The organism is Nocardia sp., from assembly GCF_025465275.1.
GTDB lineage: Bacteria > Actinomycetota > Actinomycetes > Mycobacteriales > Mycobacteriaceae > Nocardia.
On record NZ_JAODNK010000074.1, the window covers coordinates 162,029 to 183,446 of the forward strand.

22 protein-coding genes and 1 tRNA gene are annotated in these 21,418 nt (G+C 65.4%); 10 read left to right on the plus strand and 13 right to left on the minus strand.

Features of this window, described 5'->3' with window-relative positions; all coding sequences use genetic code 11:
• The first annotated feature begins 619 nt into the window (after window positions 1-619).
• Window positions 620-904, plus strand: a complete 285-nt coding sequence (locus JWN03_RS18135) for a hypothetical protein (protein WP_297616039.1) — start codon at window positions 620-622, stop codon at window positions 902-904.
• A gap of 349 nt (window positions 905-1,253) precedes the next feature.
• Window positions 1,254-1,802 (plus strand): hypothetical protein, encoded by a 549-nt coding sequence (locus JWN03_RS45820; protein ID WP_297616041.1) that lies wholly within the window; start codon window positions 1,254-1,256, stop codon window positions 1,800-1,802.
• A gap of 193 nt (window positions 1,803-1,995) precedes the next feature.
• Here the strand turns inward: JWN03_RS45820 and JWN03_RS18145 are convergent, their stop codons facing one another.
• Window positions 1,996-2,850, minus strand: a complete 855-nt coding sequence (locus JWN03_RS18145; protein WP_297616043.1) for an alpha/beta fold hydrolase — start codon at window positions 2,848-2,850, stop codon at window positions 1,996-1,998.
• A gap of 366 nt (window positions 2,851-3,216) precedes the next feature.
• Entirely contained in the window at window positions 3,217-3,351 is a 135-nt protein-coding gene (locus JWN03_RS18150) for a hypothetical protein (protein WP_297616045.1), read from the minus strand.
• 288 nt (window positions 3,352-3,639) lie between these two features.
• On the opposite strand from JWN03_RS18150, the gene JWN03_RS18155 reads away from it, so the two are divergent.
• Window positions 3,640-4,914, plus strand: coding sequence for a tyrosine-type recombinase/integrase (locus JWN03_RS18155; RefSeq protein WP_366914441.1), 1,275 nt, complete (start codon window positions 3,640-3,642; stop codon window positions 4,912-4,914).
• 22 nt (window positions 4,915-4,936) lie between these two features.
• Window positions 4,937-5,185, plus strand: coding sequence for a hypothetical protein (locus JWN03_RS45530; protein WP_366914442.1), 249 nt, complete (start codon window positions 4,937-4,939; stop codon window positions 5,183-5,185).
• 434 nt (window positions 5,186-5,619) lie between these two features.
• On the opposite strand, the gene JWN03_RS18160 is transcribed toward JWN03_RS45530, so the two are convergent.
• The 3 genes from JWN03_RS18160 to JWN03_RS18170 are packed head-to-tail and all read right to left on the minus strand — an operon-like array spanning window position 5,620 to window position 7,278.
• Window positions 5,620-6,459 (minus strand): helix-turn-helix domain-containing protein, encoded by an 840-nt coding sequence (locus JWN03_RS18160; protein WP_297616047.1) that lies wholly within the window; start codon window positions 6,457-6,459, stop codon window positions 5,620-5,622.
• Window positions 6,456-6,971: a DUF6879 family protein gene (locus JWN03_RS18165; protein WP_297616049.1), complete on the minus strand. Its 516-nt coding sequence runs from the start codon at window positions 6,969-6,971 to the stop codon at window positions 6,456-6,458. Before JWN03_RS18165 ends, JWN03_RS18160 begins: the two co-directional genes overlap by 4 nt.
• Window positions 6,952-7,278: a hypothetical protein gene (locus JWN03_RS18170; protein ID WP_297616051.1), complete on the minus strand. Its 327-nt coding sequence runs from the start codon at window positions 7,276-7,278 to the stop codon at window positions 6,952-6,954. Before JWN03_RS18170 ends, JWN03_RS18165 begins: the two co-directional genes overlap by 20 nt.
• A gap of 209 nt (window positions 7,279-7,487) precedes the next feature.
• Here JWN03_RS18170 and JWN03_RS18175 point away from each other — a divergent pair, with 209 nt between their 5' ends.
• Window positions 7,488-7,724 (plus strand): hypothetical protein, encoded by a 237-nt coding sequence (locus JWN03_RS18175; RefSeq protein WP_297616052.1) that lies wholly within the window; start codon window positions 7,488-7,490, stop codon window positions 7,722-7,724.
• A 244-nt stretch (window positions 7,725-7,968) separates the two neighbouring features.
• On the opposite strand, the gene JWN03_RS18180 is transcribed toward JWN03_RS18175, so the two are convergent.
• Together JWN03_RS18180 and JWN03_RS18185 are read right to left on the minus strand one after the other, a co-directional pair.
• Window positions 7,969-8,042, minus strand: a tRNA-Leu gene (locus JWN03_RS18180).
• Between the two features lie 56 nt (window positions 8,043-8,098).
• Window positions 8,099-8,704 carry a helix-turn-helix domain-containing protein gene (locus JWN03_RS18185; RefSeq protein ID WP_297616054.1) on the minus strand — a complete coding sequence of 202 codons (606 nt, stop codon included), beginning with the start codon at window positions 8,702-8,704 and terminating at the stop codon, window positions 8,099-8,101.
• 138 nt (window positions 8,705-8,842) lie between these two features.
• On the opposite strand from JWN03_RS18185, the gene JWN03_RS18190 reads away from it, so the two are divergent.
• Window positions 8,843-9,952, plus strand: a complete 1,110-nt coding sequence (locus JWN03_RS18190; protein ID WP_297616056.1) for an aryl-sulfate sulfotransferase — start codon at window positions 8,843-8,845, stop codon at window positions 9,950-9,952.
• Window positions 9,934-11,271 (plus strand): uracil-xanthine permease family protein, encoded by a 1,338-nt coding sequence (locus JWN03_RS18195; protein ID WP_297616058.1) that lies wholly within the window; start codon window positions 9,934-9,936, stop codon window positions 11,269-11,271. Before JWN03_RS18190 ends, JWN03_RS18195 begins: the two co-directional genes overlap by 19 nt.
• On the opposite strand, the gene JWN03_RS18200 is transcribed toward JWN03_RS18195, so the two are convergent.
• From JWN03_RS18200 to JWN03_RS18225, 6 genes are all read right to left on the minus strand, one after another.
• On the minus strand, window positions 11,228-12,694 hold the full coding sequence (locus JWN03_RS18200) for a peptide MFS transporter (protein WP_297616060.1): 1,467 nt from the start codon (window positions 12,692-12,694) through the stop codon (window positions 11,228-11,230). The two genes, JWN03_RS18195 and JWN03_RS18200, sit on opposite strands and share 44 nt — an antisense overlap.
• 337 nt (window positions 12,695-13,031) lie before the next feature.
• A complete protein-coding gene (locus JWN03_RS18205) occupies window positions 13,032-13,991 on the minus strand; it encodes a Ppx/GppA phosphatase family protein (RefSeq protein WP_297616061.1) in 960 nt (319 codons plus the stop codon).
• A gap of 63 nt (window positions 13,992-14,054) precedes the next feature.
• Window positions 14,055-14,639 (minus strand): DUF501 domain-containing protein, encoded by a 585-nt coding sequence (locus JWN03_RS18210; protein WP_297616063.1) that lies wholly within the window; start codon window positions 14,637-14,639, stop codon window positions 14,055-14,057.
• Entirely contained in the window at window positions 14,636-15,286 is a 651-nt protein-coding gene (locus tag JWN03_RS18215) for an FtsB family cell division protein (RefSeq protein WP_297616065.1), read from the minus strand. Before JWN03_RS18215 ends, JWN03_RS18210 begins: the two co-directional genes overlap by 4 nt.
• 50 nt (window positions 15,287-15,336) lie before the next feature.
• Window positions 15,337-16,623, minus strand: coding sequence for a phosphopyruvate hydratase (gene eno / locus JWN03_RS18220; RefSeq protein WP_297616067.1), 1,287 nt, complete (start codon window positions 16,621-16,623; stop codon window positions 15,337-15,339).
• A gap of 279 nt (window positions 16,624-16,902) precedes the next feature.
• Window positions 16,903-17,661: a lytic transglycosylase domain-containing protein gene (locus JWN03_RS18225; protein WP_441343015.1), complete on the minus strand. Its 759-nt coding sequence runs from the start codon at window positions 17,659-17,661 to the stop codon at window positions 16,903-16,905.
• 263 nt (window positions 17,662-17,924) lie between these two features.
• On the opposite strand from JWN03_RS18225, the gene JWN03_RS18230 reads away from it, so the two are divergent.
• From JWN03_RS18230 to JWN03_RS18240, 3 genes are all read left to right on the plus strand, one after another.
• Window positions 17,925-18,965 (plus strand): TauD/TfdA family dioxygenase, encoded by a 1,041-nt coding sequence (locus JWN03_RS18230; protein WP_297616069.1) that lies wholly within the window; start codon window positions 17,925-17,927, stop codon window positions 18,963-18,965.
• A 23-nt stretch (window positions 18,966-18,988) separates the two neighbouring features.
• The gene (locus JWN03_RS18235; RefSeq protein ID WP_297616105.1) at window positions 18,989-19,951 is read left to right on the plus strand and encodes an ornithine cyclodeaminase family protein; all 963 of its coding nucleotides are present in this window, start codon (window positions 18,989-18,991) and stop codon (window positions 19,949-19,951) included.
• 91 nt (window positions 19,952-20,042) lie between these two features.
• On the plus strand, window positions 20,043-21,359 hold the full coding sequence (locus tag JWN03_RS18240; protein WP_297616071.1) for a Y4yA family PLP-dependent enzyme: 1,317 nt from the start codon (window positions 20,043-20,045) through the stop codon (window positions 21,357-21,359).
• Window positions 21,360-21,418 lie beyond the last annotated feature (59 nt).

A 21,418-nucleotide genomic window follows, 5' to 3' on the forward strand; every position in this document is an offset into this window, starting at 1 on the left:
CCCGGACCCGCTGTTCCAAGGGGGTCCGGATCCCACCGGTCCCCGGTGCCGCCGCCGGGATGGATTGGGCGGCAGCTCGATTCGGAGATGAACTCGTGGCGCCCCAGAGGCTCCCTGACCTACACCGTGGACTGACAGCGGGGTGGAACCAGGCACGATGCCGATCAAGCTGCTGATCTGCCAGCAGTTCGCAGTGCCCGGGGTGACACGTACAGCATCTACAACAACACCCACCCGCCGTGAACTGCGGATTTCCGCCGATATGAGGATAGTTAGGCGGGTTTATCGTCGATCACCGGTGATTCGCACTGAGCGGTCGGCAGCCCAGTTGGCTGAGCTTCGGTCCTACCACCAGTCTTAAGTAGCCGATTAGCGCACCGATCATCCGCTCCTGGCAGCTGACCCAGATCCTGGCCAGCTCGGTGCTGACATCAGCCCTGAGTAGCCCGCGCTGTTCCAACCGGCCAGCTCGGGGGTACGCGGGGGCAAGCCACCATGCGGATCCGAGGCCGTCCAACGCGCATGTGATCCTGTCCACAGCCTTCTAACAGTTACTGTTCAGCTACAGATAGATGGGTTGTCCCAGAGCAGTTCCGAGCCATCTCCACAGGAGGACCGTATGAAGCAGCGTGCAGCGATACTGGCCGCAGCGGTGAGCACCGCCCTCGCGGCGCCACTGTTGATGACAGCCACCGCGAACGCCGACGTGTGGCAGCCGGTCCCGGGCATTTCGATCCCGCTACCCGACGGCGTGTTCCGAGGTCTGCCCGGCGTCATCGCCACCCCGCCGCCCGGGCCCGTGCCGACCGAAGGCGCACCCTGCGAAGGCGATGGTCACTGGGTGCACCTCGACGGCGGCAACGCCGCCCATTACGGCACCGAATGGCTGTGCGCCCACAACTGACACCCGCCCAGGAATGCCGGGTCCGAACGTGCGGGCGGGGTGCTGGCAACAGCTCTACCCGCCCGTCTCGATTGTCGGCCGGCCCAAGCGTAAAGCAGGGCAGCCTCGGGGCGCGGTCGGCGGTGGGGTCGATCCCGCGCTGACCGAATCAGCCACGCGCCCGAATCCTCACCTATCGCTGACCGTGTTGATCGGAATCGAACTCCTGCGGGATGCACCACGTGACAGCGCGACAACATCGCAACCTGTTGCTGTGAGTCACACCGCGCACGGCTCAGCTGCGGTCACCGAAAAACAACCGCGAGCCGGGCACACCGATCACTGGAACCGACTTCTACATTGATCTGCCATGGCTATAGTTCAGCTACCCGCATATCAAGCGTCCAGTACATCGGCGCGCTCGCTGAGCCTGATCGCGGCTCACGTACCGCCGCCGCGACCGGTGCCCACTACGCCCGCTCAGCGCGGCGCGGATGGGTCCACCGGCAACAATCTGAGCGCCGAATACTGCGCGAAGAACCAAGATCCGGGATGTCCGCTCGGTAGCTACATCGCCCCCAATGCCATCCCGAACCCGAACGGCGACGGTACCTGGGTGCCCTGCGAGGGCACGATCTGCACCAACCCCAACCACGGCGCAGGCCCGGACACCACCGCCCCCGAAACGTCCGCACCGGTCGACATACCCTCGACCACCCCGCAGAGTTCGGGACAGGTCGAAGGCGCCCCCTGCGAGGGCGACGGCCGGTGGGTCCACCTGGACGCGGGCAACGCCGGCCACTATGGCACCGACCGAATGGCTCTGCCAGCACTGACCGTCGAATCGGCCGAATCCTTCCCGAGGGTGAACGATTCGGCCGATTCTCCGCGCAACCCGTCGTCACACCGGAAGAGCTAGAACGGGAACATCCGCTCTTGCCGCGACCCGCGCGTTGGTCAGCCGCCCAAACTGGCTGGCCGACAGTGCTTCCCAACACCCGCACATGCCGATTCCAGGGCATTCCCTCGATTCGGCCATGACGGTGCTCATGACCGAATGGCAACTGCACGTATCCCTGGCTGAGCTGCGCCGGTCGTTCGACTTACGCTGGTCAGTGCGCATCCGATGCCACGATGCGGTCGAGGATATCGGCGATTTCGTCGCTGTGCAGTCGTACTCCCATATGGCTGGTATCGACCGTGTGGACGTCGAAGCGATTGCCAGGAGTGAGTTCATCGGCCTCGGCGATCATCTTGTCCTGCAAGTCGATAGGTATGGCCCGATCCTGGGCAAGCCGGATATAGGTTCGCGGAATCCGACCCCACGTCGCCGCGTCCACACGGGAATCGGCGGCAAGCACCTGCGCGGAGTCAGCCGGCTCCAACGTATTCAAGCAAACACGGAACTGCTCATCGGTGGCATCAGCCATCAGTCCCGCCTTGAGTACCTGTAGCAACTGCGGGTCGGCCGCGCGCCAGTTGACCATGGATTCGGCGACATCGTGATGGCCGAGGGTGGCCAAGTACGCTGCCACGCTGGGTAGCTCGACGCAGCACCAGGCCGAGATGTAGACGATGCGGGCCAGCAGGTCGGGCACCCTGTTGCCGACGCCGCTGATGGTCGCGCCACCTCCACTGGTCCCGGCAAGCACTACCGGCCCGAACTGCGCGACCCGGCGAACCATGGACTCGACGTGGGCGACGTTGTCTTCCAGCGTCACCGCGGCCAGTGGTGAGGATTGTGCAGTAAACGCCCTCAAGTCCTGCGGTGATTGGTACGACAGCGGGAAACACGCGTCGATCCCGTGGCCTGGCAGATCAACCGCGAGCGCACGGTGCCCGAGTAATGCAAGCTCTTGAAGCAGTGATGACCACGCTGCGGCATTGCCGTGCGCTCCGTGCACGAGGACGAACGTCGGTCGGCCATCCCAACGTTCACTACCGCTATCACCAGCTATGCCCGCCATGAACTCCCCCTGTCGTAGTACTCACCACTCAGCCACACTGGCACACCAATCCGTCGACCATTGTCGACACCCCGACTATCCAGGGCGAGATCGACTGGGGTACACGCAATTCGGGGGATCTCTAAGCCCAGCGGCCTCAGGCCAGTTGCGCGATCAACGCACTAATCTGCCGCGACCCGCGCGTTGGTCGGCCGTCCGAAATGGTTGGCCGACAGCGCTTCCTGGTGCGCACTCATGCCGAGTTGAGCGCGTTCACGAGATGAGGGTGCGGCGACGTAAACCAAGTTGCGGTCCAGCTCAGTGTTGATGACCCGCTGCTCGACTCTGCTTCTGGGGCAACCCGATTCACTCCCCCGCTGGCCGCGCTCAGTGCAGAGCCGACGGCATGCAGTCGGAGGTCACCTTGTCGCCGGTTTCGAGGAACAGCGTCGTCGGGCTGGTGACGGTGCCGGTCAACGACTGCTGTGGCCACCCCGAGCTGCCGGAGACGAGGTCGCGCATCCGCCCGTTGCTGCCGCGGTCGATCCGGAAGTAGCACGACTGCGAGCCGGGGTAGGGCGCGATCCCATTGTTGCCGTAGTGGAAGGTGAAGCCGTTGTCCGCCTCCCAGGTGATCAGGGGCAGCTATGCTGAAATCTGTAGTCGGACAGTGCAAATCGTGGGTCCGGTCTTGCGAGCTGTTGCATTGGCGTCGGACGGTGAGGTGAGGTTCGAATCGACACCGTCGCGACCTGCGTTTCTGTCGTTTTCGATTCACAACAAGAGCAATTTAACGAAGCACTGGCTACGATGCTCAAGCACTCCGCGGGAGGTCCGGTCGAACCCGCTTGCGACGAATTCGGCCTGCCCATCCCGGCCGACCCCAACCGGCCGAACGGTCGCAAGAAGCAGGTGCAGCAGCAGGAGACCTACCCCAACCGCGAAGCCGCCGAAGCCCGCCGCGACGAGCTGAACGCCGCCCGGCACACCACAGGCACCAGCGCTCTCGCTGAAGCGCGCAAGGCGGGCGACCTGCCGTTCGGGTACTACGCCAAGGCTTGGCTGGACAGCTTGCAGGTCAAGGTGAAGCAGGGTCGCCTGAAGCAGAACACCTTGGACGGGTACGAGGCCAACCTCCAGCGCTACGCATTGAAGATGTTCAGCTCCAAGGCGATTGCCGCAATCACCCCGCACGACTGCGAGGAGTTCTTAGCCGCGCTCGTCCGGCAGAAGTCGCGCCAGGGCGCAGACGGCCAACTGGACAACACCCTCTCGCCTGCCACCGTGAAACACGGCTGGGGCACGTTCCGGCGGGTACTCAAGTACGCGGTGCGACACGACGCCATCCCGTCCAATCCGGCCGACCGGGTGGACTTCGACACCAACCGTGCCACCGGGGATCACGAAGGCTTCGAACACAATCCGCTCACCGCCGAACGGGTGGCCCGGCTGAGCGCGACCATCGCGGGCGAACTAGTCACCACACCGAGCGGGGCCGCGTCAGGCACCTCTGCGATTCCCTCCGCTCATCGCTTGCCCGGCTATCCCATCTACGGGCTGATGGTGAGCTTTCTGGCGTACACCGGGCTGCGCGCCAGCGAGAACGCCGGGCTCGAGGTGCGAGACCTGGAATTCCACATCGCACCGAACGTGATCCGCTGCACGGTGCACGTCCGCCGGACCAAGACCCGTAAGAGCACCGGCACTCCAGGTAAGTCGGAATGGGTCACCAGTACGCCAAAGTCCAAGCGCAGCAAGCGCTCTGTCCCACTCCCGGCTTGCAGCGCGGCTGTACGCCTATCTCCATGGCGGGCCAGGCAGCGACCCAGCCATTCGCCACGCTCGCTCCGCGGAACTGACTGCGCCCTTGTGGCCAAGTCGCCAGAACGGAGGAGGCTACAGACCCACCGGGCAGCGCTACGCGGTCCCGCTGGACTGGTCTCAGCCGATGGCCATGGGCGCGTTCTACGACACCATTTTCCGCCCCGCGCTCGGCGCCCTGGGTCTGCCGGTCAGCGCTCCCGAGATACCCGCCACCCAGAACACTCCCGCCATCCCGGCCACGCGCGGCGTACGCCTGCATGACCTGCGTCATACCTTCGCCGTGATGCAGCTGATGGCCGGTACGCACTACATGCAGGTGTCAAAGTGGTTGGGGCACAGCACTTTCACATTGACCCTGAATACCTACGGTGACTGGATTCCCGAAGAGGAGGGCGGCGCAGGCAACAACCTCCCCGAACCGCCCAAGGCGCTCGGCTCTGCGACAGGGCAGCCATCTGTAACGGAAAGCATTGCGGCTGAGGCGATTCCGTCTAACGTGGTGTCACTGTTTGGTCGGCGCTCGGCAGGCTAACGATCACAGTGCAATGAGATCGTAGAACTCCAGGTCGTAGTCGAACGGCAGATGCCACCGTTCCTCGTAGGGTGCGTGGTCCAACACTTGTGGTCCAACACTTGCGGATGGCGCACCCACACCGAGACTCCGGGCGCGGTTCCAGGTGGAGCCGTGTCGGCCTCATTCCGAGCCACCCTCAGGATTTTCACCTGGTAGTTAACTCCTGCGTCCTCATGGTGGAACCCAAGAAAGCGTCCGACGCGACTCTCGTTCAGATCGTCGGCTTTGATGTGCTGGACTGCTGCGATACCTTCGGTCTCCGGGCCGCCCACAATCCTGGACAGCCGAATTTCGGGATCGTTTTCATTCTCACTCGTCATAACTAGCATTCTTCCAGCAATCGCTAACGCTGCGCGGCACTCTTCGCAGAATGCCATCGCTCGCGGGCTGACCTACGCGCTCGCCCCGCGCTGCTCCAACACCGCAGTCAGCAACGCGCGGGCGGCATCGCCATGCACGGCTTGCTCGGACAGCTGGTTGAACACCTTCTCGTACAGGGCGATCTCTCGGGGCTGGGTGATGGTGGATTCGGCCGTAATGGTCTCCACCAACACCTTGCGCCGGTCATACAGAACGAAATCCGTTGTGCGGCGGAAGAACTGGGCTCGACCTGGGACGACGCCGAACACCAGGCGAGGCAGGCTCATCAGGTCGAGCACATGCCGCAACTGCTCGACCATGACGGCATCGTCTCCCACAGTGGTCTGTAGCGCCTGCTCGCCGACTAGAAGGTAGAAGCGGTGCCGTCCTTCGTAGAGGACGCTCTGCCGCTCCACGCGAGCCGCTACGGCCTCGTCCAGATCGCGGTGGGTGTTCAGGAACTCCATGCCTGCCACCATCAGTGCTCGTGCGTAGTTCGCCGTCTGCAACAGCCCGTGGAACACCTGCGGGTCGTAGCCGCGTAACAGCTCGCTCCGGTCCTCCAAGCCGCTGATCTGCCGTTGGTGACCGGCGTACCCGAGGCCGACGATGCGCCGCCATTCCATCCATGCGGCGGAGATGTTGCGCAGGGTAGCGAGCAGATCCGGGTACTCGTCTTCAGCCTCGGTGATGCGGCACCACGCCGCCAAGTCGTCCTCGCTCATAGCCTGCGCGCCGTGCTCAATGCGAGAGACCTTGGCCGCATGCCAACCGGCGCGCTCGGCTAGTTGATACCCACGCAAGCGTGCCGCGACCCTGAGCCCCCGGAGCCGGGCTCCCAGATCGCGGCGCGCTTCACCTGCGTTGGTCACTTCGCGTACTCGTTGTGCGGGATTGCCTTCCCCCACAACTGATCTCGAAGTTGCGCACAATAGGCGGTAATCACAGGATCAGTGATAGCGGCCCAGCCCGGCAACGCTGAGCCGTCCCGCTCGAACACCGTGTAGGCAGCAAGTTCATCATCGAACAGCCACCAATCATCGTCCGGCAGATCCGGCGGTGCATCCTGCCGGGGCAGCCACCGAATATCCTCGCCTGCTTGAAGATTGGGCACAGTCGTGCCCACTGCGAATCGGGTGTAGTCGCCGTGCGGCTCGGTGATAACCCGGACCCGCTGCACTGCGCAGGCCACCCCGGCAACCTCCCGCATGAGCGCGTGCCAACGTGCACTCGCCGCCGGATCTTGCGGTTCCCCGTTCAGGAATCGCCGTACCCGATCCGCTTCCCCGGCTACACCGCTGTAGTCGTCGCGGACCTCCAGGTGGAACGCCCGGCGGTGTGTGCGGAAGGCATCCGCCAGGTCATCAAACGCCAGGTGCAGCATCGCGCCTCCGCTCCGTGCCGATCGGCACCTCAACCGCTGTTTCATGACCGGGAAGCCGAATCTGTTCCAACGCTTCCGGGTCCGTGACCGGTTCGCCTGTAAGAAGGAATGTGCCGTTCCCTGTGTCGCGCAGCAGGGCACCAAAGCACGTTCCCGGCTTCAGGTGCCGGATCAGGCGGTGCGGAATTTCGATGGTGTCCGGTCGGTCGGTGCGCCAGCTCTGCGCGATGTAGGTACCCCGATCGCTGAGAAAGAGAGTGGGTGATTGTCCGTCCGTGCTGTCGCCGCCAAGTCGTTCGAGCTTCATGGTTCCTCCTGTGTAGTGGATGGACCCATTCATCATCAATCCGCCTCCGAACTGGCGCACGACAATTCGGCGCAATATGGCGCAAGATCCTAGTTCGCCTCGTCGGCGCGCCAATACCGTTTCTTCAAGCCCCGCCGCCGGGTTGTAATCCGCGCGTCGGCTTCCCCGGCGGTGGGTGCTATCCAGCCGGACGACGGAAGGGGCGGGCCATGAACGCACCCGCACGATGGGATAACGAAGACCCGCGCAAGCTGACCCTCGCACCCGAGGACGGCCCGCGCAGCTACCTCCAGCACAGTGATGGCTCGTGGTCGTTCGTCGGCGACGACGGCTGGCCGGTGAGCCCTGAGGAATTCCACGAAGAGGTTATGAGCGCGATAGCCGCGGCGACGATCCCCGTAATCGACATGGACCCAGTGTCCGTGTCCGACACCGAAATCCGGTGAGCAGCGGCACTATGTTGGGATTCGTTCTCGCGGTGGGAATTCCCCTGGGCGTTCTGGTCGGGGCCATATTCTGGCCCGAGCGCGTCCCCAAGGACCGAACCGTAGACGTGATTCGCCAGCGCATCGCCGACGAAGATGGCCCACCTGCCGGTACATAACCCGCTGGGATGGCATGGGGGTGGTACGGCAGGCCGTGTTGACCTGTCACACCACCGCAGCAGGGCGCTTACCTGCGCCTTTACAGTGCCCCCGGTCGGACTCGAACCGACACTTGGCGGATTTTAAGTCCGCTGCCTCTGCCAATTGGGCTACGGGGGCGTCTGGGTCAGAGTACCGAGCAGTACGGACAAGAGTGGAATTAGCCTCGGGGTGATTTAGCGGGGTTTGTGGGGGGAGCGGCGGATTGTGGCGTCTTCGGCGACTGTCAGGAGGAGGGTGATGGTGTCGGGGGTGTGGGCCCACCAGCGGTGGGGGGTGTTGGCGGGGCAGTAGTAGGAGTCGCCTGCGGTGAGGGTGGTGGGGGGGCCTTGGGCTTCCAGGGTGATTGTGCCGGTAACTACGTAGATGAGTTCGTCGTTGGGGTGGGTGAATTCGCGGTCGCCGTGGTGGGTGCCGCCGGTGAATTCGAGAGCGCGGAGGTTGCGGGGGCCGCGGGTGAGGGAGCGGACTGTGCCGTCGGTGGCGTGGTCCGATTGTTCGAGGCGGGTGTTGTCGGTGGTGCGGACCACGACCGCGTCGGGGGTGGGGTCTGCGGTGGCCAGTAGTTCGGTCGCGGTGGCGCCCAAGGCGTCGGAGATGCGTTGCAGGGAGCGCAGACTCGCGTTGGTGCGGCCGTTCTCCAGTTGGCTCAGGAACGATTGCGACAGGCCTGTGTGCTCGGACAACTGGGCGAGGGTCAACTTCACCGTCAGCCGCCGGTTGTGGATCACGTCGCCGAGCCGTTGCCGGCGCGGAGTCTCCGCGTCCTCACCTTCCGCCACGCACCCGCCTCTCGTTCGACTGGACCATTGTCGACGCCGCGGCGATTCGCGGCACCATTGTGATCATGCTGATTCGAAGTGTTCCGACACAACCCACCGTACTGAATATTCAGCATCACTGAATATTCAGGAGGATCGATGGAACAGAACACGCTCAAACGGCGCGGTACCGGCCTGATCGGGGCCGACCCGGAGCTCGCATCACCCGGATACACGCTGTACGCGCCGCTGGCGGGGCGCGGCGTGGTCGACCTGGTCGATCTGGAGGGTGAACTCGCGCACCGGTGGGAGCTGCCTTACCGGCCGGGGCGGCACGCCCGCATACTCCCGGGCGGCGTGCTCGCCTATAGCGGTGCGACGCTGGACATTCCGCCGCTGTTCGCCATGTGGCGCAAGTACAGCGGCGGGTCGATGGGAAAGTACGACCCGAATGGCGTGCTGCTCAACGAGTTCCGCGACAACCTGCAGCATCACGATGCGCACCACTACGACGACGGTCGCATCCTCTACACCGCCGTCGAGCCGCAGACCGGAGCGGCGGCGGCGCGGATCCAGGGCGGAGTTCCGGGCACCGAGGCCGACGGCATCATCTGGACCGACGTCATCCGGGAAGTCGCGGCGGATGGGACGCCGCTGTGGGAATGGCAGGCGTTCGAACACCTCGAGCCCGCGGATTTCGGTCTGCAACCGCACTATTGGCGCGAACACTGGCCGCTCATCAATAGCGTGTACCCGCTCGACGAGCACACGGTGGTGGCGAGTCTGCGCAGCGTATCCGCGGTCATCACCATCGACCGCCGCACGGGGAAGTACACCATCCTCGCGGATCGCAACACCCTCGCGCAGCAGCATCACGCCACACCGCTGGACAACGGCAAGATTCTGGTATTCGACAACGGCACCTTCCGCACCGGCGAATCGGTGACCTACAGCCGGATCGTCGAAATCGACCCGGCCACCGGCGAAATCGGCTGGAAGTACCAGGATTCGCCGCGCGAGGCGTTCTTCACGCCGTTCATGGGCGGCGCGCAGCGACTGCCCAACGGCAATACCCTGATTACCGAGGCCGCGTTCGGCCGGATCTTCGAAGTTACTGCGGCACAGCAGATCTGCTGGGAGTACGTGGTGCCTTCGTTCACCGAGTACCCGGATTCCGATACCGCGCAGGTCTTTCCGGGCATCTCGAACGCCATCTTCCGCGCCTACCGCTACCAGGCGCAGGACATTCCATGGCTCGCAGCACGATGACACGCCTGGAAACCGAAGTCCATCCGGTGGACGAGGTCCCGCGCCCGGCGCGGGCGCTCATTGCCGCCGTCCAGCATCTGGTGGTGATGATCGCAACGCCCATCACCTCGGTGCTGCTGATCAGCCACAGCCTGCATCTCGACGACGGCACCGCCCGCGCCCTGCTCAGCGCGACCCTGCTGTGCAGCGGCATCGGGACCATCCTGCAGTCCGGCGGGCGATTCGGGCTCGGCGCAGGCCTGCCGTTCGTCATGCTGCCCGGCGGCGCGGCGGTGGTGCTGTTCATTCAGATTGCGCAGCAGTCGAATCCGGCCACCGCGAGCGGCGCGGTCATTCTCACGGCGGTCGCGGGCGTCCTGCTGGTTCCGGTGGCGCGCAGGCTCGTCACCCGGCTGCCCGGTGTGGTGATCGCGAGCATGGTGGTGGTCATCGGTGTGAATCTGGTGAAGGTGGCCGGAAACCTGATCACCGCGCCGGACGGTCATCCGGCGATCTCCGCGGTGCTGCTCGCCATGATCACCATCGCGGCCACGGTGCTCGCGCATCGCTTCCTGCCCGCGGGCTGGCGCAGATTGTCGGTACTGCTGGGCCTGCTGCTCGGCACCGCGGTGGCGGCCGCCATCGGGCAGTTCCACCTGCAATCGGGTTCCGCCCTGATCCAGACCCCCGAGCTGTTCCCGTTCGGCACACCGACTTTCGACCTGCTCGCGGCGGTGCCGCTGCTGGTATTCGGAATCGGGTCGATGGCGGAGGCGGCCGGGCAGACCACCCTCAATGCCGAGGTCGTCGGCAAGAAGATCGATACCGCGGCGACGGTGGGCCGCACTATTCGCGGCGATGCCGTGACCTCACTGCTGTCCGGCGCGCTCGGCGGCGCGACCATGGTGACCAGCGGCGAGAATATCGGGCTCATCCAGCTCACCGGGGTTCGCAGCCGGTACGTCACGGCGCTGACCGGCGTACTGCTGGCGATTGCGGCCTTCTTCGCGCCGATCGGCCGACTGGTGAACTCGCTACCCAGCCCGGTGATCGGCGGTACCGCCGCGATCGCCTTCGCCATGATCGTCGCATCCGGTATCGGCATGTTCGAACGCGTCGATATGCGCAATGACGGTGTGCTGATCACCGCGACAGCAGCCCTGACGGCAGGACTACTGCCGATCCTCACACCCGGTCTCTACCAGAGCTTTCCGGCCGATCTACGCCTGCTGCTCGGCAGTGGCGTGACCATGTCCGCGGGGGTCGGCGTGGTGGTGCACCTGCTGTTCGCCCGGATCAGTGCACGCCCTCCATATGGCGGGTCACCCACGGAGCAATAGCCAGCACACCGAAGCCGACCACAACAGCCACCAACCCGGTGATACCGAAGTACGCCAGTTCCCGGGAGGGGTCGTAGAACTTGGAGAGCACGCCCGACATCGAGGTGCCGATGCCCACCGAGAAGAAGTAGAGGGCCATCATCTGGGCGCGGAACGCATTGGGCGCCAGCTTGGTCGTGACCGCCAGGCCGATCGGCGAGAGCAGCAGTTCCGAGATGGCGAAACCGGCGAGCACCGCGAAGACGAAGAGGATCGGCACGGACTTGCCGTCACTGCCGGAGAAGATCGCGAAAAGCATGAAGGCCGCACCCATTCCGAGCACGCCGAACGCGAACTTGTGCGGGGTGCTGGGTGCGCGATTGCCCAGTCGGGTCCACATGATCGCGAACAGCGGCGAGAGCGCGATGATCCATACCGGCTCCATGGAGCCGATCCAGTTGGAAGGCGCGGTCCAGCCGAAGACGGTCCAGTCGATCCGCTCATCGGAGTACACGGCCAGCACGGTGAAGATCTGCTGGAACAGCGACCAGAACACCGCATTCGCAATGAACAGCGGAATGAAGGCGCGCACCCGGGTGCGCTCGGTGGGTTCGACCTTCGAGCTGGTCAGCATGATGGTGAAGTACGCGATCGAGGCCACCACGATCAGACCGGTGGTCGCGTTCGGCAGATTCGAGAGCGTCAGCAGGCCGGTCAGCGCGGCCACGGCGACCAGCACCCCGAACACCACGACGGCAGCAATGGACTTCGGAATCGCGGTGCGCGGCAGCGGGTTCGGCACATCCCGGCCGTGGTCGCCCAGATTGCGGCGGAATACCACGTACTGGGTCAGGCCCAGCGCCATACCGATGGCCGCCGCACCGAAGCCGTAGTGGAAGCCCACGTGATCCTGCAGCAGACCGGTGAGCAGCGGGCCCGCGAACGCGCCCAGATTGATGCCCAGATAGAAGAGGGTGAAACCGCCGTCGGCGCGCGGATCGTCCTTGCGGTAGAGGGTGCCCAGCAGCGACGAGGCATTGGCTTTCAACGCACCTGAACCCAGCGCCACCAGCACCAGGCCGACACCGACACCGGTCAGGCCCGGCAGCACAGCCAGCGCGATATGGCCCGCCATAACAACCACGCCGCCGTAGAACACGGTGCGCTCGGAGCCCAGCACCCGGTCGGCGATCCAGCCGCCGAGCACCGTGGAGAGATAGACGAGACCACCGTAGGCGCCGACAATGCCGGTGGCCGTGGTCTTCTCCAGGCCCAGACCGCCGTCAGCGGTCGAGTAGTACAGGTAGTAGCCCAGGATTGTGACCATGCCGTAGAACGAGAACCGTTCCCACAGCTCGACGCCGAACAGATTCGCGAGACCGATGGGATGACCGAACAAGGTCCGTTCGGAAACCGGTTTCGCGTGGTGAGCTACCTCTGTCATGAACCAGACCCTCCCATATTGGGCAATCTGACAGCAACCTCAACTGTTGACCTGCGTCACAAAATTGACGCAAATGCTCAGGTCAAAGCACCGTTGGCAAGGGCCTTCAGTTTGCCAGGCAATTTCCCGACTCAACGCCCCGACCAGCGGCGAGTCGCTACCAAACGAGATATGCCCGGTTTACCTGTTTCAAATCGGAAGCTCACGCGGCAAGGCCATCAGGCCGAATCCGAACGCGTGCCGTACTTCAGCAGGGCCCCAACATCATCCAGCGATTCGGCGCCCCCGAGACGGACGGATGCGATGCGTCTCGAGTCCGCAATTCCGACGGGTGTCGTCAGGCGATGGAGAGCGCGATGCCGTCCAGAATGTCGTGCTCGGAGATGATCAGCTCGGAGATTCCGGCCCGCCGCGCCAGCTCATCGGCCAGCACCTCGGCGATCACCGCACCGCCGCCGATCACATCGACCCGGCCGGGATGCATGGGACCCAGCGCGGCCCGCTCGTCATGAGTCATGCCGATCAGCAGATCGCTGACCCGGCGCACCTCGGTCAGCGGCAGGCGGGTGAGATGCACCTTCTCCGAATCGTATTCGGGCAGGTCGAGCGCGACCGCGGCCAGCGTGGTCATGGTTCCGGCCACACCCACCCAGGTGCGCGCCCGCTCCACCGGCACCACGCCGAAGGCCTGCGCCAAACGCTCGGAGGCGAAAAATCGCGCCGACGCGACCTCTTCACGCGTGGGCGGGTTGCCGAGCAGGCAGCGTTCGGTGATCCGCACACAGCCGATATCGGCCGAATACGCGGACTGCACGCCGTCACTGTCGCCCAGCACCACCTCGGTGGAGCCGCCGCCTAGGTCGACGACCACGAAAGGCCCGTCCGCACTGGACAATTCGCCGACCGCACCGGCGAAGGACAGCCGTGCTTCCTCATCACCGGTAATGACCTCGGCCTGCGAGCCCTCCACGACCCGGCCGAGTTCGACGCCCGTCATGGTGAAGAAATCCTCGCGATTGCTGGCATCCCTGGTCGCGGAGGTGGCGGTCATCCGCACCCGCGTGACGCCGTGCTCGATCATGAGATCCACATAGTCGTGCAGTGCGACCCGGGTGCGCTCGATGGCCTCGGGGTTCAGCGCACCGGTGGCGTCCACGCCCTGGCCGAGCCGGACGATCCGCATTTCCCGGTGCACATCGGTGAGATGCGCGGTGTGCGTCTCGTCCCGAGTGGCATCGGCGATCAGTAGTCGAATGGAATTGGTGCCGCAATCAACGGCGGCGATCCGCTCACTCATGCTGTGTCCTCCCGGCATGAGTGGGGCCCTGCGAGGAGGCTGCCGCCTCCGGACCCCGACCACTCATGCCATGCCCTCCGAGTTCGCCTCGTGCGAGTCCGCACCAGCTGGGTACTTCGGCCAGTCTGCCGGAATCGCCTTGCCGCGCAACCCGTGTTCGGCAGCGGCGGCCACCGCCTCGTCACCGAGCGGGTTCACCCCCGGCCCCTTGGCCAGCGCATGCGCAATGAGCACGTGCAGGCATTTCACCCGATCCGGCATGCCGCCACCGGCGAAATCGGTGCCGAGATCCTCGATGGCATTGCGTTCGGCCAGGTAGCTCTCGTACGCGGCGCGGTACCCGGCGGCCAATTCGGTGTCGTGGGTGAGCCGTTCGGTCATATCCCGCATGAGACCCGTGGTCTCCAACCGGCTGGCCTCGGCGGTGAGCCGGGGATCGGTCAGGTAGTACAGGGTCGGGAAGGGGGTGCCGTCAGGCAGTTTCGGCGCGGTCTTCACGACCGCGGGCAGCCCGTCCGGGGTGTGGTACGCGATGGCGAGTACGCCGCGCGGCTCCCGGCCCAGTTGTTTGGCGACGATCTCGAGATCCCGCTCGCTGGGCTGACCTGGATCCCCGGGGAGGCGGCGGGAGTTCTCGGATGTGGTCACCTGGGTTGTCCTTCCTCGACTGGGGCAGGCGGATTCGGCGGTGGTGGCGCCGGGTCCGCGGGTGCGGCGGCGGGTTGCGGCGCGGAAATACTGCGCCACAGCTCCGTGTACCAGGGATCTGGCTCCCGCGCCTTCGCGGGCTGGGTCGGTATGGCCGGCTGGTCTATGCCGGGAATCTGCACGATGTAGGGGGTCTCGCCGGGCATGACCAGCCGCAACCGGTCGCGCGCCTCGGACCGGATGTAGGCCGGATCCTGTTGCTGCGCACGGCGATCGCGCAGGCGCGCCACATCGTCCTGCAATTGCTCATGCTGCGAGGCGAGTTCGGCGGCGTCCGCACGCTGGCTGAAAAACGTGCGCAGCGGTACCGCCAGGGTGAGTGCGAGCCCGCACAGCACGGCGGCGAGCAGGACCGCGCGGCCGGTGGACATGCCGAGGATCTGGCGTTCGTGCCGTTCGGATTTCGTCCGCGCGGCACGCTTCGAGGTGGCTGCCTTCGCGGCCGAACCACGTTTGGGCGCGCCGGCACCGGTGGCGGAAGCGGCGGGCTCGGCCCGCTTGGTACTGGTTCGAGGCTTGGCGGTCCGCGACGGGCGGCGGTCACCGCGTCCTGCCGGACTGGTACCGCGCGCCCGTCGCTCCGTCATCTCACACCTCGAAAATCAGCCGATTGTCCCAACCTTCGGGGATCGATTATTCAGCCTTCGAACGCGAAACGCGGGAAGGCGACATCACCGGCGTAGCGCGCCGAGTCGCCGAGCGCGTCTTCGATGCGCAGCAGCTGGTTGTACTTGGCAACCCGCTCCGAGCGAGCCGGGGCGCCGGTCTTGATCTGACCGGAGCCGACGGCGACCGCCAGATCGGCGATGGTGGTGTCCTCGGTCTCGCCGGACCGGTGGCTCATCATCGTCTTGTAGCCGTTGCGGTGCGCCAGGTCGACCGCGTCCAGGGTCTCGGTCAGCGTGCCGATCTGGTTGACCTTCACCAGCAGTGCGTTGGCGGCGCCCTTGGCGATGCCCTCTTCCAGGCGCTCCGGGTTGGTGACGAACAGGTCGTCGCCGACCAGCTGCACCTTGTCGCCGATCAGATCGGTCAGCGCGACCCAGCCGTCCCAGTCGTCCTCGTCCAGCGGGTCTTCGATGGAGACGATCGGGTACGCGCTGAGCAGTTCGGCGTAGAACTCGTTCATCTCTGCGGAGGTGCGAACACTGCCCTCGAACTTGTAACCCGAACCGGCGGTGTAGAACTCGGTGGCAGCGACGTCGAGCGCGAACGCGACATCGGTGCCCAGCTTGTAGCCGGCCTTGTCGATGGCGATGGAGATCAGATCCAGTGCGGCGCGGGTGCCCGCGACGTCCGGCGCGAAGCCGCCCTCATCGCCCAGACCGGTGGACAGGCCCTGAGCCTTGAGCACCGACTTCAGCGAGTGGTAGACCTCGGTGCCCCAGCGCAGCGCCTCCTTGAAGGTGGGCGCGCCGATGGGGGCGATCATGAACTCCTGGACGTCGACGCCGGTATCGGCGTGCGCACCACCATTGAGGATGTTCATCATGGGAACCGGCAGCACGTGGGCGTTCGGTCCGCCGATGTAGCGGAACAGCTCCAGGCCCGAGGATTCGGCGGCGGCGCGCGCCACGGCGAGCGAAACACCCAGCAGGGCGTTCGCGCCCAGGCGCGACTTGTCCGGGGTGCCGTCCAGATCCAGCAGGGTCTGGTCGACGGTGCGCTGCTCGACGGCGTCCAGGCCGATCACGGCCGGCGCGATCTCGTCGAGAACGGCCTCGACGGCCTTCTGCACACCCTTGCCGTTATAACGGTCACCGCCGTCACGGAGCTCCACAGCCTCGTGCTCGCCGGTGGACGCGCCGGACGGCACGGCCGCGCGAGTGAGGGTGCCGTCGTCGAGAGCGATCTCGACCTCGACAGTGGGGTTGCCACGCGAATCCAGGATCTCGCGAGCTCCGACCTGTTCGATGATGGCCACGAAACGACACTCCTTTGGCTGCTTACCCGGCAGGTCGCACGGCAGTCCCGTGCAACGCCGAGCCTAACGTGTGCACGCTGCTGGAACGCATCCCCCCGCCAGCTTGCGCAGAATCCCGCGGCTCCCGAAGAACCCGCAAGGTTCGCGGCCGTCCCGGTTCTGGACTGAGTGGAGCGGGAGAGCGAACGGCTCCATAGACCTGCGCCTTGGAGGAGCGGAGGGAGGGAGGGAAGAACCGGGACCAGGGGCCGCGAACCCGCCGGAGCGAAGCGGAGGCAATTAGGCAGAGCGGCCGACGCTGTAGGCGGCGGCGCGGTAGCGGACCATGCTCATGTACGAGGTGGACTGGTTGTAGGTGAGCAGGGCCTGCTGCCAGCCGGGGGCGCCGGTGAGGTCGCCGCCGCTGGCGCAGAGGTAGCGCGCGGCGGTGAGCGATGCGTCGTCGATATTGTCCGGATCTGCAATGCCGTCGCCGTTCGCGTCCAGGCCCCAGCGCTTCCAGGTCTCCGGAATGAATTGGAACGGACCCATGGCCCGGTCGTATTGGGAATCGCCGTCGAGCTTGCCGCCGTCGGTATCGGGCACGAGGGCGACGCCGGGCGAACCGTCCAGGGCGATGCCGCGAATGGCCGGGGTCACCTTGCCGTCGTCGGCGACATGCGCGCCGTGGTGGGTGCCGTGCTGGCTCTCGACGCTGGCGATGGCGGCCAGTGTGGTCCACCCGATTCCACAGTCCGGGCGCGAGCGGCCCATGAGCGCGGCGGCATATCCGTACGCCTCCAACGCAACCACGCCGATGCCGAGCGAGCCGGACTGCTCCTCCGCCCACGAGTGCAGCTGAATCGCACTGCGCCCCGGCGCATCCAGATCGATGGGCGGCAGCGGCGCACCCACTCCGGGCGGCATGCTGTCCGGGACAGGCGTGAGATTGATTGTGCCGCAACCTGCCAGCAGCACGAGAGCAGCCGCCGTGACCATCAGGCCGGCGCGGTTCAGAGTGGCGCCGACACCGGCCTGTTTGGAACGCACTCCATACATCATCCAGGTAGTTCGGTTTTCCTTCCACGAACGCGAACGGACGCTTGCTCGAGTCGCCCTGATCGATACGCGTCGGTTACCCTCCCGGCTAGCATTTGATGCTTATCAGCTATCGTTCGACACGCCCATTAGGTAAGCCTTGCCAAATTTCTCGTTGCCGGATACCTTCCCTCGGGAAGCTGAAACCCGCATGTCACCCCTGAAGCCAGGAAGGCATCACCTTGGTGAAAAGCGTTCTCTCTGAACGTAAGACGTTTCACCCTTTGGACCTCGAACGACGCGAACTCCCGGATGCCGCAGGGCGGGCGGTGCGCGCGCTGGCCGATGAGATTGCCGTCACAGTCGGCCCCGGCCCAGCGATAGCCACCACGCTCTCCGACCCGGACCTGCTACACCACATCGACACCCGCTATCTCGAACTCCCCGAGGCCGTGCACCGGGCCATGCGCCCGCCCGCCACCGATGCGGGCGTCACAGTTGTCGGCCGGCTACCGCTGCGCGACGACGAACTCGGGCACACGCCCCTGGACTGGCGGCAGGCCGCAGTCTGGGCCGGGGACGCCGAACGCCGGTCCGCCTCGTACGCCCTCGACATCACCATGCTGCTGCTGGCGCGCTGCGCGGGTGAGCCCTTCGGCTGGCAGGGGCAGCAGGGCGGACGGCTGGTCAATAACATCGTGCCCTCCCCGGGACACGAGCACGAGCAGTCCGGGGCGAGCAGTACCGCGCTGCTGAGCCCGCACTCCGAGGACGCCTTCCATCCGCTCCGCGCCAATCTGCTCATGCTCGGCTGCCTGCGCAATCCGGATGACGTCGGCACCACCGTCTCCTCGGTGCGGCGGGTGGAATTGACTGCGGCGCAACGAGAACGACTCAGCCGACGCGAGCTGCCGATCCTGCCGGACATCTCCTACGGCACCGACTTCCCGACCGACCCCGCACCCCCGGTCGCCACCCTCGGCGCCGAGGGCGAACAACTCACCCTGCGCTTCGATCCCGAGTACACGCCACGCGACGGTGCGGATCCCGAATTCCGCTCCGCCTACGACCATTTGGCGGCGGAGCTCGAAAGGGTTTGCATCACGGCCGCTTTGGCCCCCGGAGAACTACTGCTGGTGGACAATGACGTTGTGGTGCACGGACGGGTGCCATTCACCCCCCGATACAACGGCACCGACCGCTGGCTCAAGCGCGTGAACATCCGGCTGCCGCAGCGCCGCCGGGGTGCGGCCGAGGCCGCCGAGAGCGGCTACGGCCAGCGGGTGGTGGCGCCATTCCGCATGATCCGAGGTAACCGCAGGTGAATACCCGACCGACCCCGCTGCGTGTGCTCAGCCGCAGCGATCTAGCGGATGTGCCCATCAGTCCCGGCGAGGTGGTGCGCGCCGTCGAGGACGCGTATCTCGCCTTCGCGGCGGGTGATTCGGATAATCCGCGCAAGCTCAGCGTCGCTCATCCGGACGGCTGGTCCGTGGCCTACGCCATGCTAGGCCGCGACGGCCGCCGCCGGGTGGTCGCCATGAAGACCTCATACAAGTTCGACCCGCACCACGACCGCAGCACCAAGCGGTACTACACCACCATCACGCTCTACGACGACGCCACCGGTATGCCGCTGGCCATGATGGATTGCGCGCGCGTCGGGGCGCTGCGCACGCCGGCGGTATCGGCGCTGCTGGTGCGCGAGACGGCCCGGCCCGGGGCGCGCAGCGTACTTCTCATCGGCACCGGAACCCAGGGGCGCAATGCGTTGCCACATCTGCTCGCCGCCAATCCGCAGCTGAATCGGCTGATGCTTTACGGAACTCATCCCGAGGGCCTGGAATCGGTGAATCGGCAACTGCTGCAGCATCATCCGCATGCGGAACTGGAGCTGGTCAGCGATCCGCACATCGCCGCCCGCACCGCCGATGTCGTACTGGCGACGGCCGGACCCGGGACCCGCGTCAGCATCGAGGCCAAGGATCTCGCACCCGGCGCTACCGTGGTGCTCGTCGGTTACGGCCTGGCGCCCTCCACGCTCACCGAGGCGGATCGCGTAATCGCCACCAGCGCTGAGCAAATGACGCTGACCGGCACCGATATGGCGGGTCCGGACGGCCGACTGAGGCACGTGGATGCCGAGCTACCGCAGATCCTCAATCACCGCGCCGCCGGCCGAACCACCGACGACGAGCGCATTTTCGTCTACAACAGCGGCCTGGTACTCACCGACGTCGCGGTCGCACACGCCCTGGCCACCCGCGCCATCGCCGAAGGTCGCGGCACCGAGGTACCGCTGTGGGACTGACCGGCGTCATCGACCACAGGAGACAACCCTGACAAATACACTGAATACCCTGACCGTGCCTCCCAGATTTTCCGACATCACGGCAGCGCCCATGCCCGCATACCGCGATGAATGGGAAGTCAGACTACTACGCCATTCAGACCTATTGCGCGACATCGCCGAAGATATCGGTGGCCCGTTCCATCTCATATACCCCGCCCGAGTCACCGCCAACATCAAAGCCTTTCAGAGTGTATTCACAGGCAAGGGCGTGGTGGGCTCCATCTATTACGGGAAGAAAGCCAATAAGTCGCGAGCCGTGGTGCACGCGTGCACAGCTGCCGATGCGGGCGTGGATGTCGCCAGTCTCGGCGAACTCGACGCCGCCGTCGCAGCCGGAGTGGCGGGAAGTGACCTCATGGTCACCGGGCCCGCCAAATCCGATGAACTGTTGGCCCGCTCCGCGCAGCAGGGAGCGCTGATCGCGATCGACGACCTTGATGAGCTCGCCCGCCTGAAGGCCACGGGCGCCCCTGCCCGCACGGTACTGCGGGCACTACCGCCCCATTCGGAGAGTCGCTTCGGCCTGACCGACAACGAACTCGACCTGGCGTTGACATCGATCGACCCCGAGTCGATTCGAATGGAAGGCTTCAGCTTTCACCTCACGGGCTACGAGATGACCGCCCGAGCGGAAATGACTGCCGCACTGATCCCCCGCTGCCGGGAGGCTCGCAGCCTGGGTCACCCCGTCACGACCATCTCCATCGGCGGCGGGTTCGGCGTCGACTACGTTCCCGCCGCAGCGTGGGATACCTTCCGGGGAGGCGTCAATCCGCGCTGGTTCCACAGCGGGCACGCGCCGGCCCCGGAAAAGTATTACCCGTACCACTTCCCCACCCCCGGTGCGGCGATGCTCGATGCCATACTCGAGTATCACGATCTGGCAGATCGGCTGCGCGCCAATGGAATCGGAGTCGCAATCGAGCCGGGGCGCGCCCTGTTGGACTGTGCGGGGAGTACGGTCTTCCGGGTCCAAGGGGTGAAAACCCGTACTGCCCATGGTCATCCGTACGATATCGCGACCGTCAACGGCACCAGCCTGAGCCTGTCGGAACAGTGGTTCGAAAGCGAGTATCTGCCGGATCCGACGCTCTGGCCACCACGCCCGGGCTCGACCACCCCGACCTGCGTAGGGGGCTGTTCCTGCCTGGAGGTCGATATGCTCAGCTGGCGCCGCATTCCGCTGCAACGCGCCGCCGAATCAGGCGATCTGCTCATTTACCCCAATACGGCGGGATATCAAATGGACAGCAACGAATCGGCCTTCCATGAACTGCCGATACCACCCAAAGTCGTACTACGGGCCGATGCCCACACAGAAGACGCCGACGGACATTGGCATTTCAAATGGGACCGCGAATCCTGAGCCTTTCAAATTGAATCTTCGCTCTCCGGTGGATAGGGTTGCGCAACGCATTATATCGA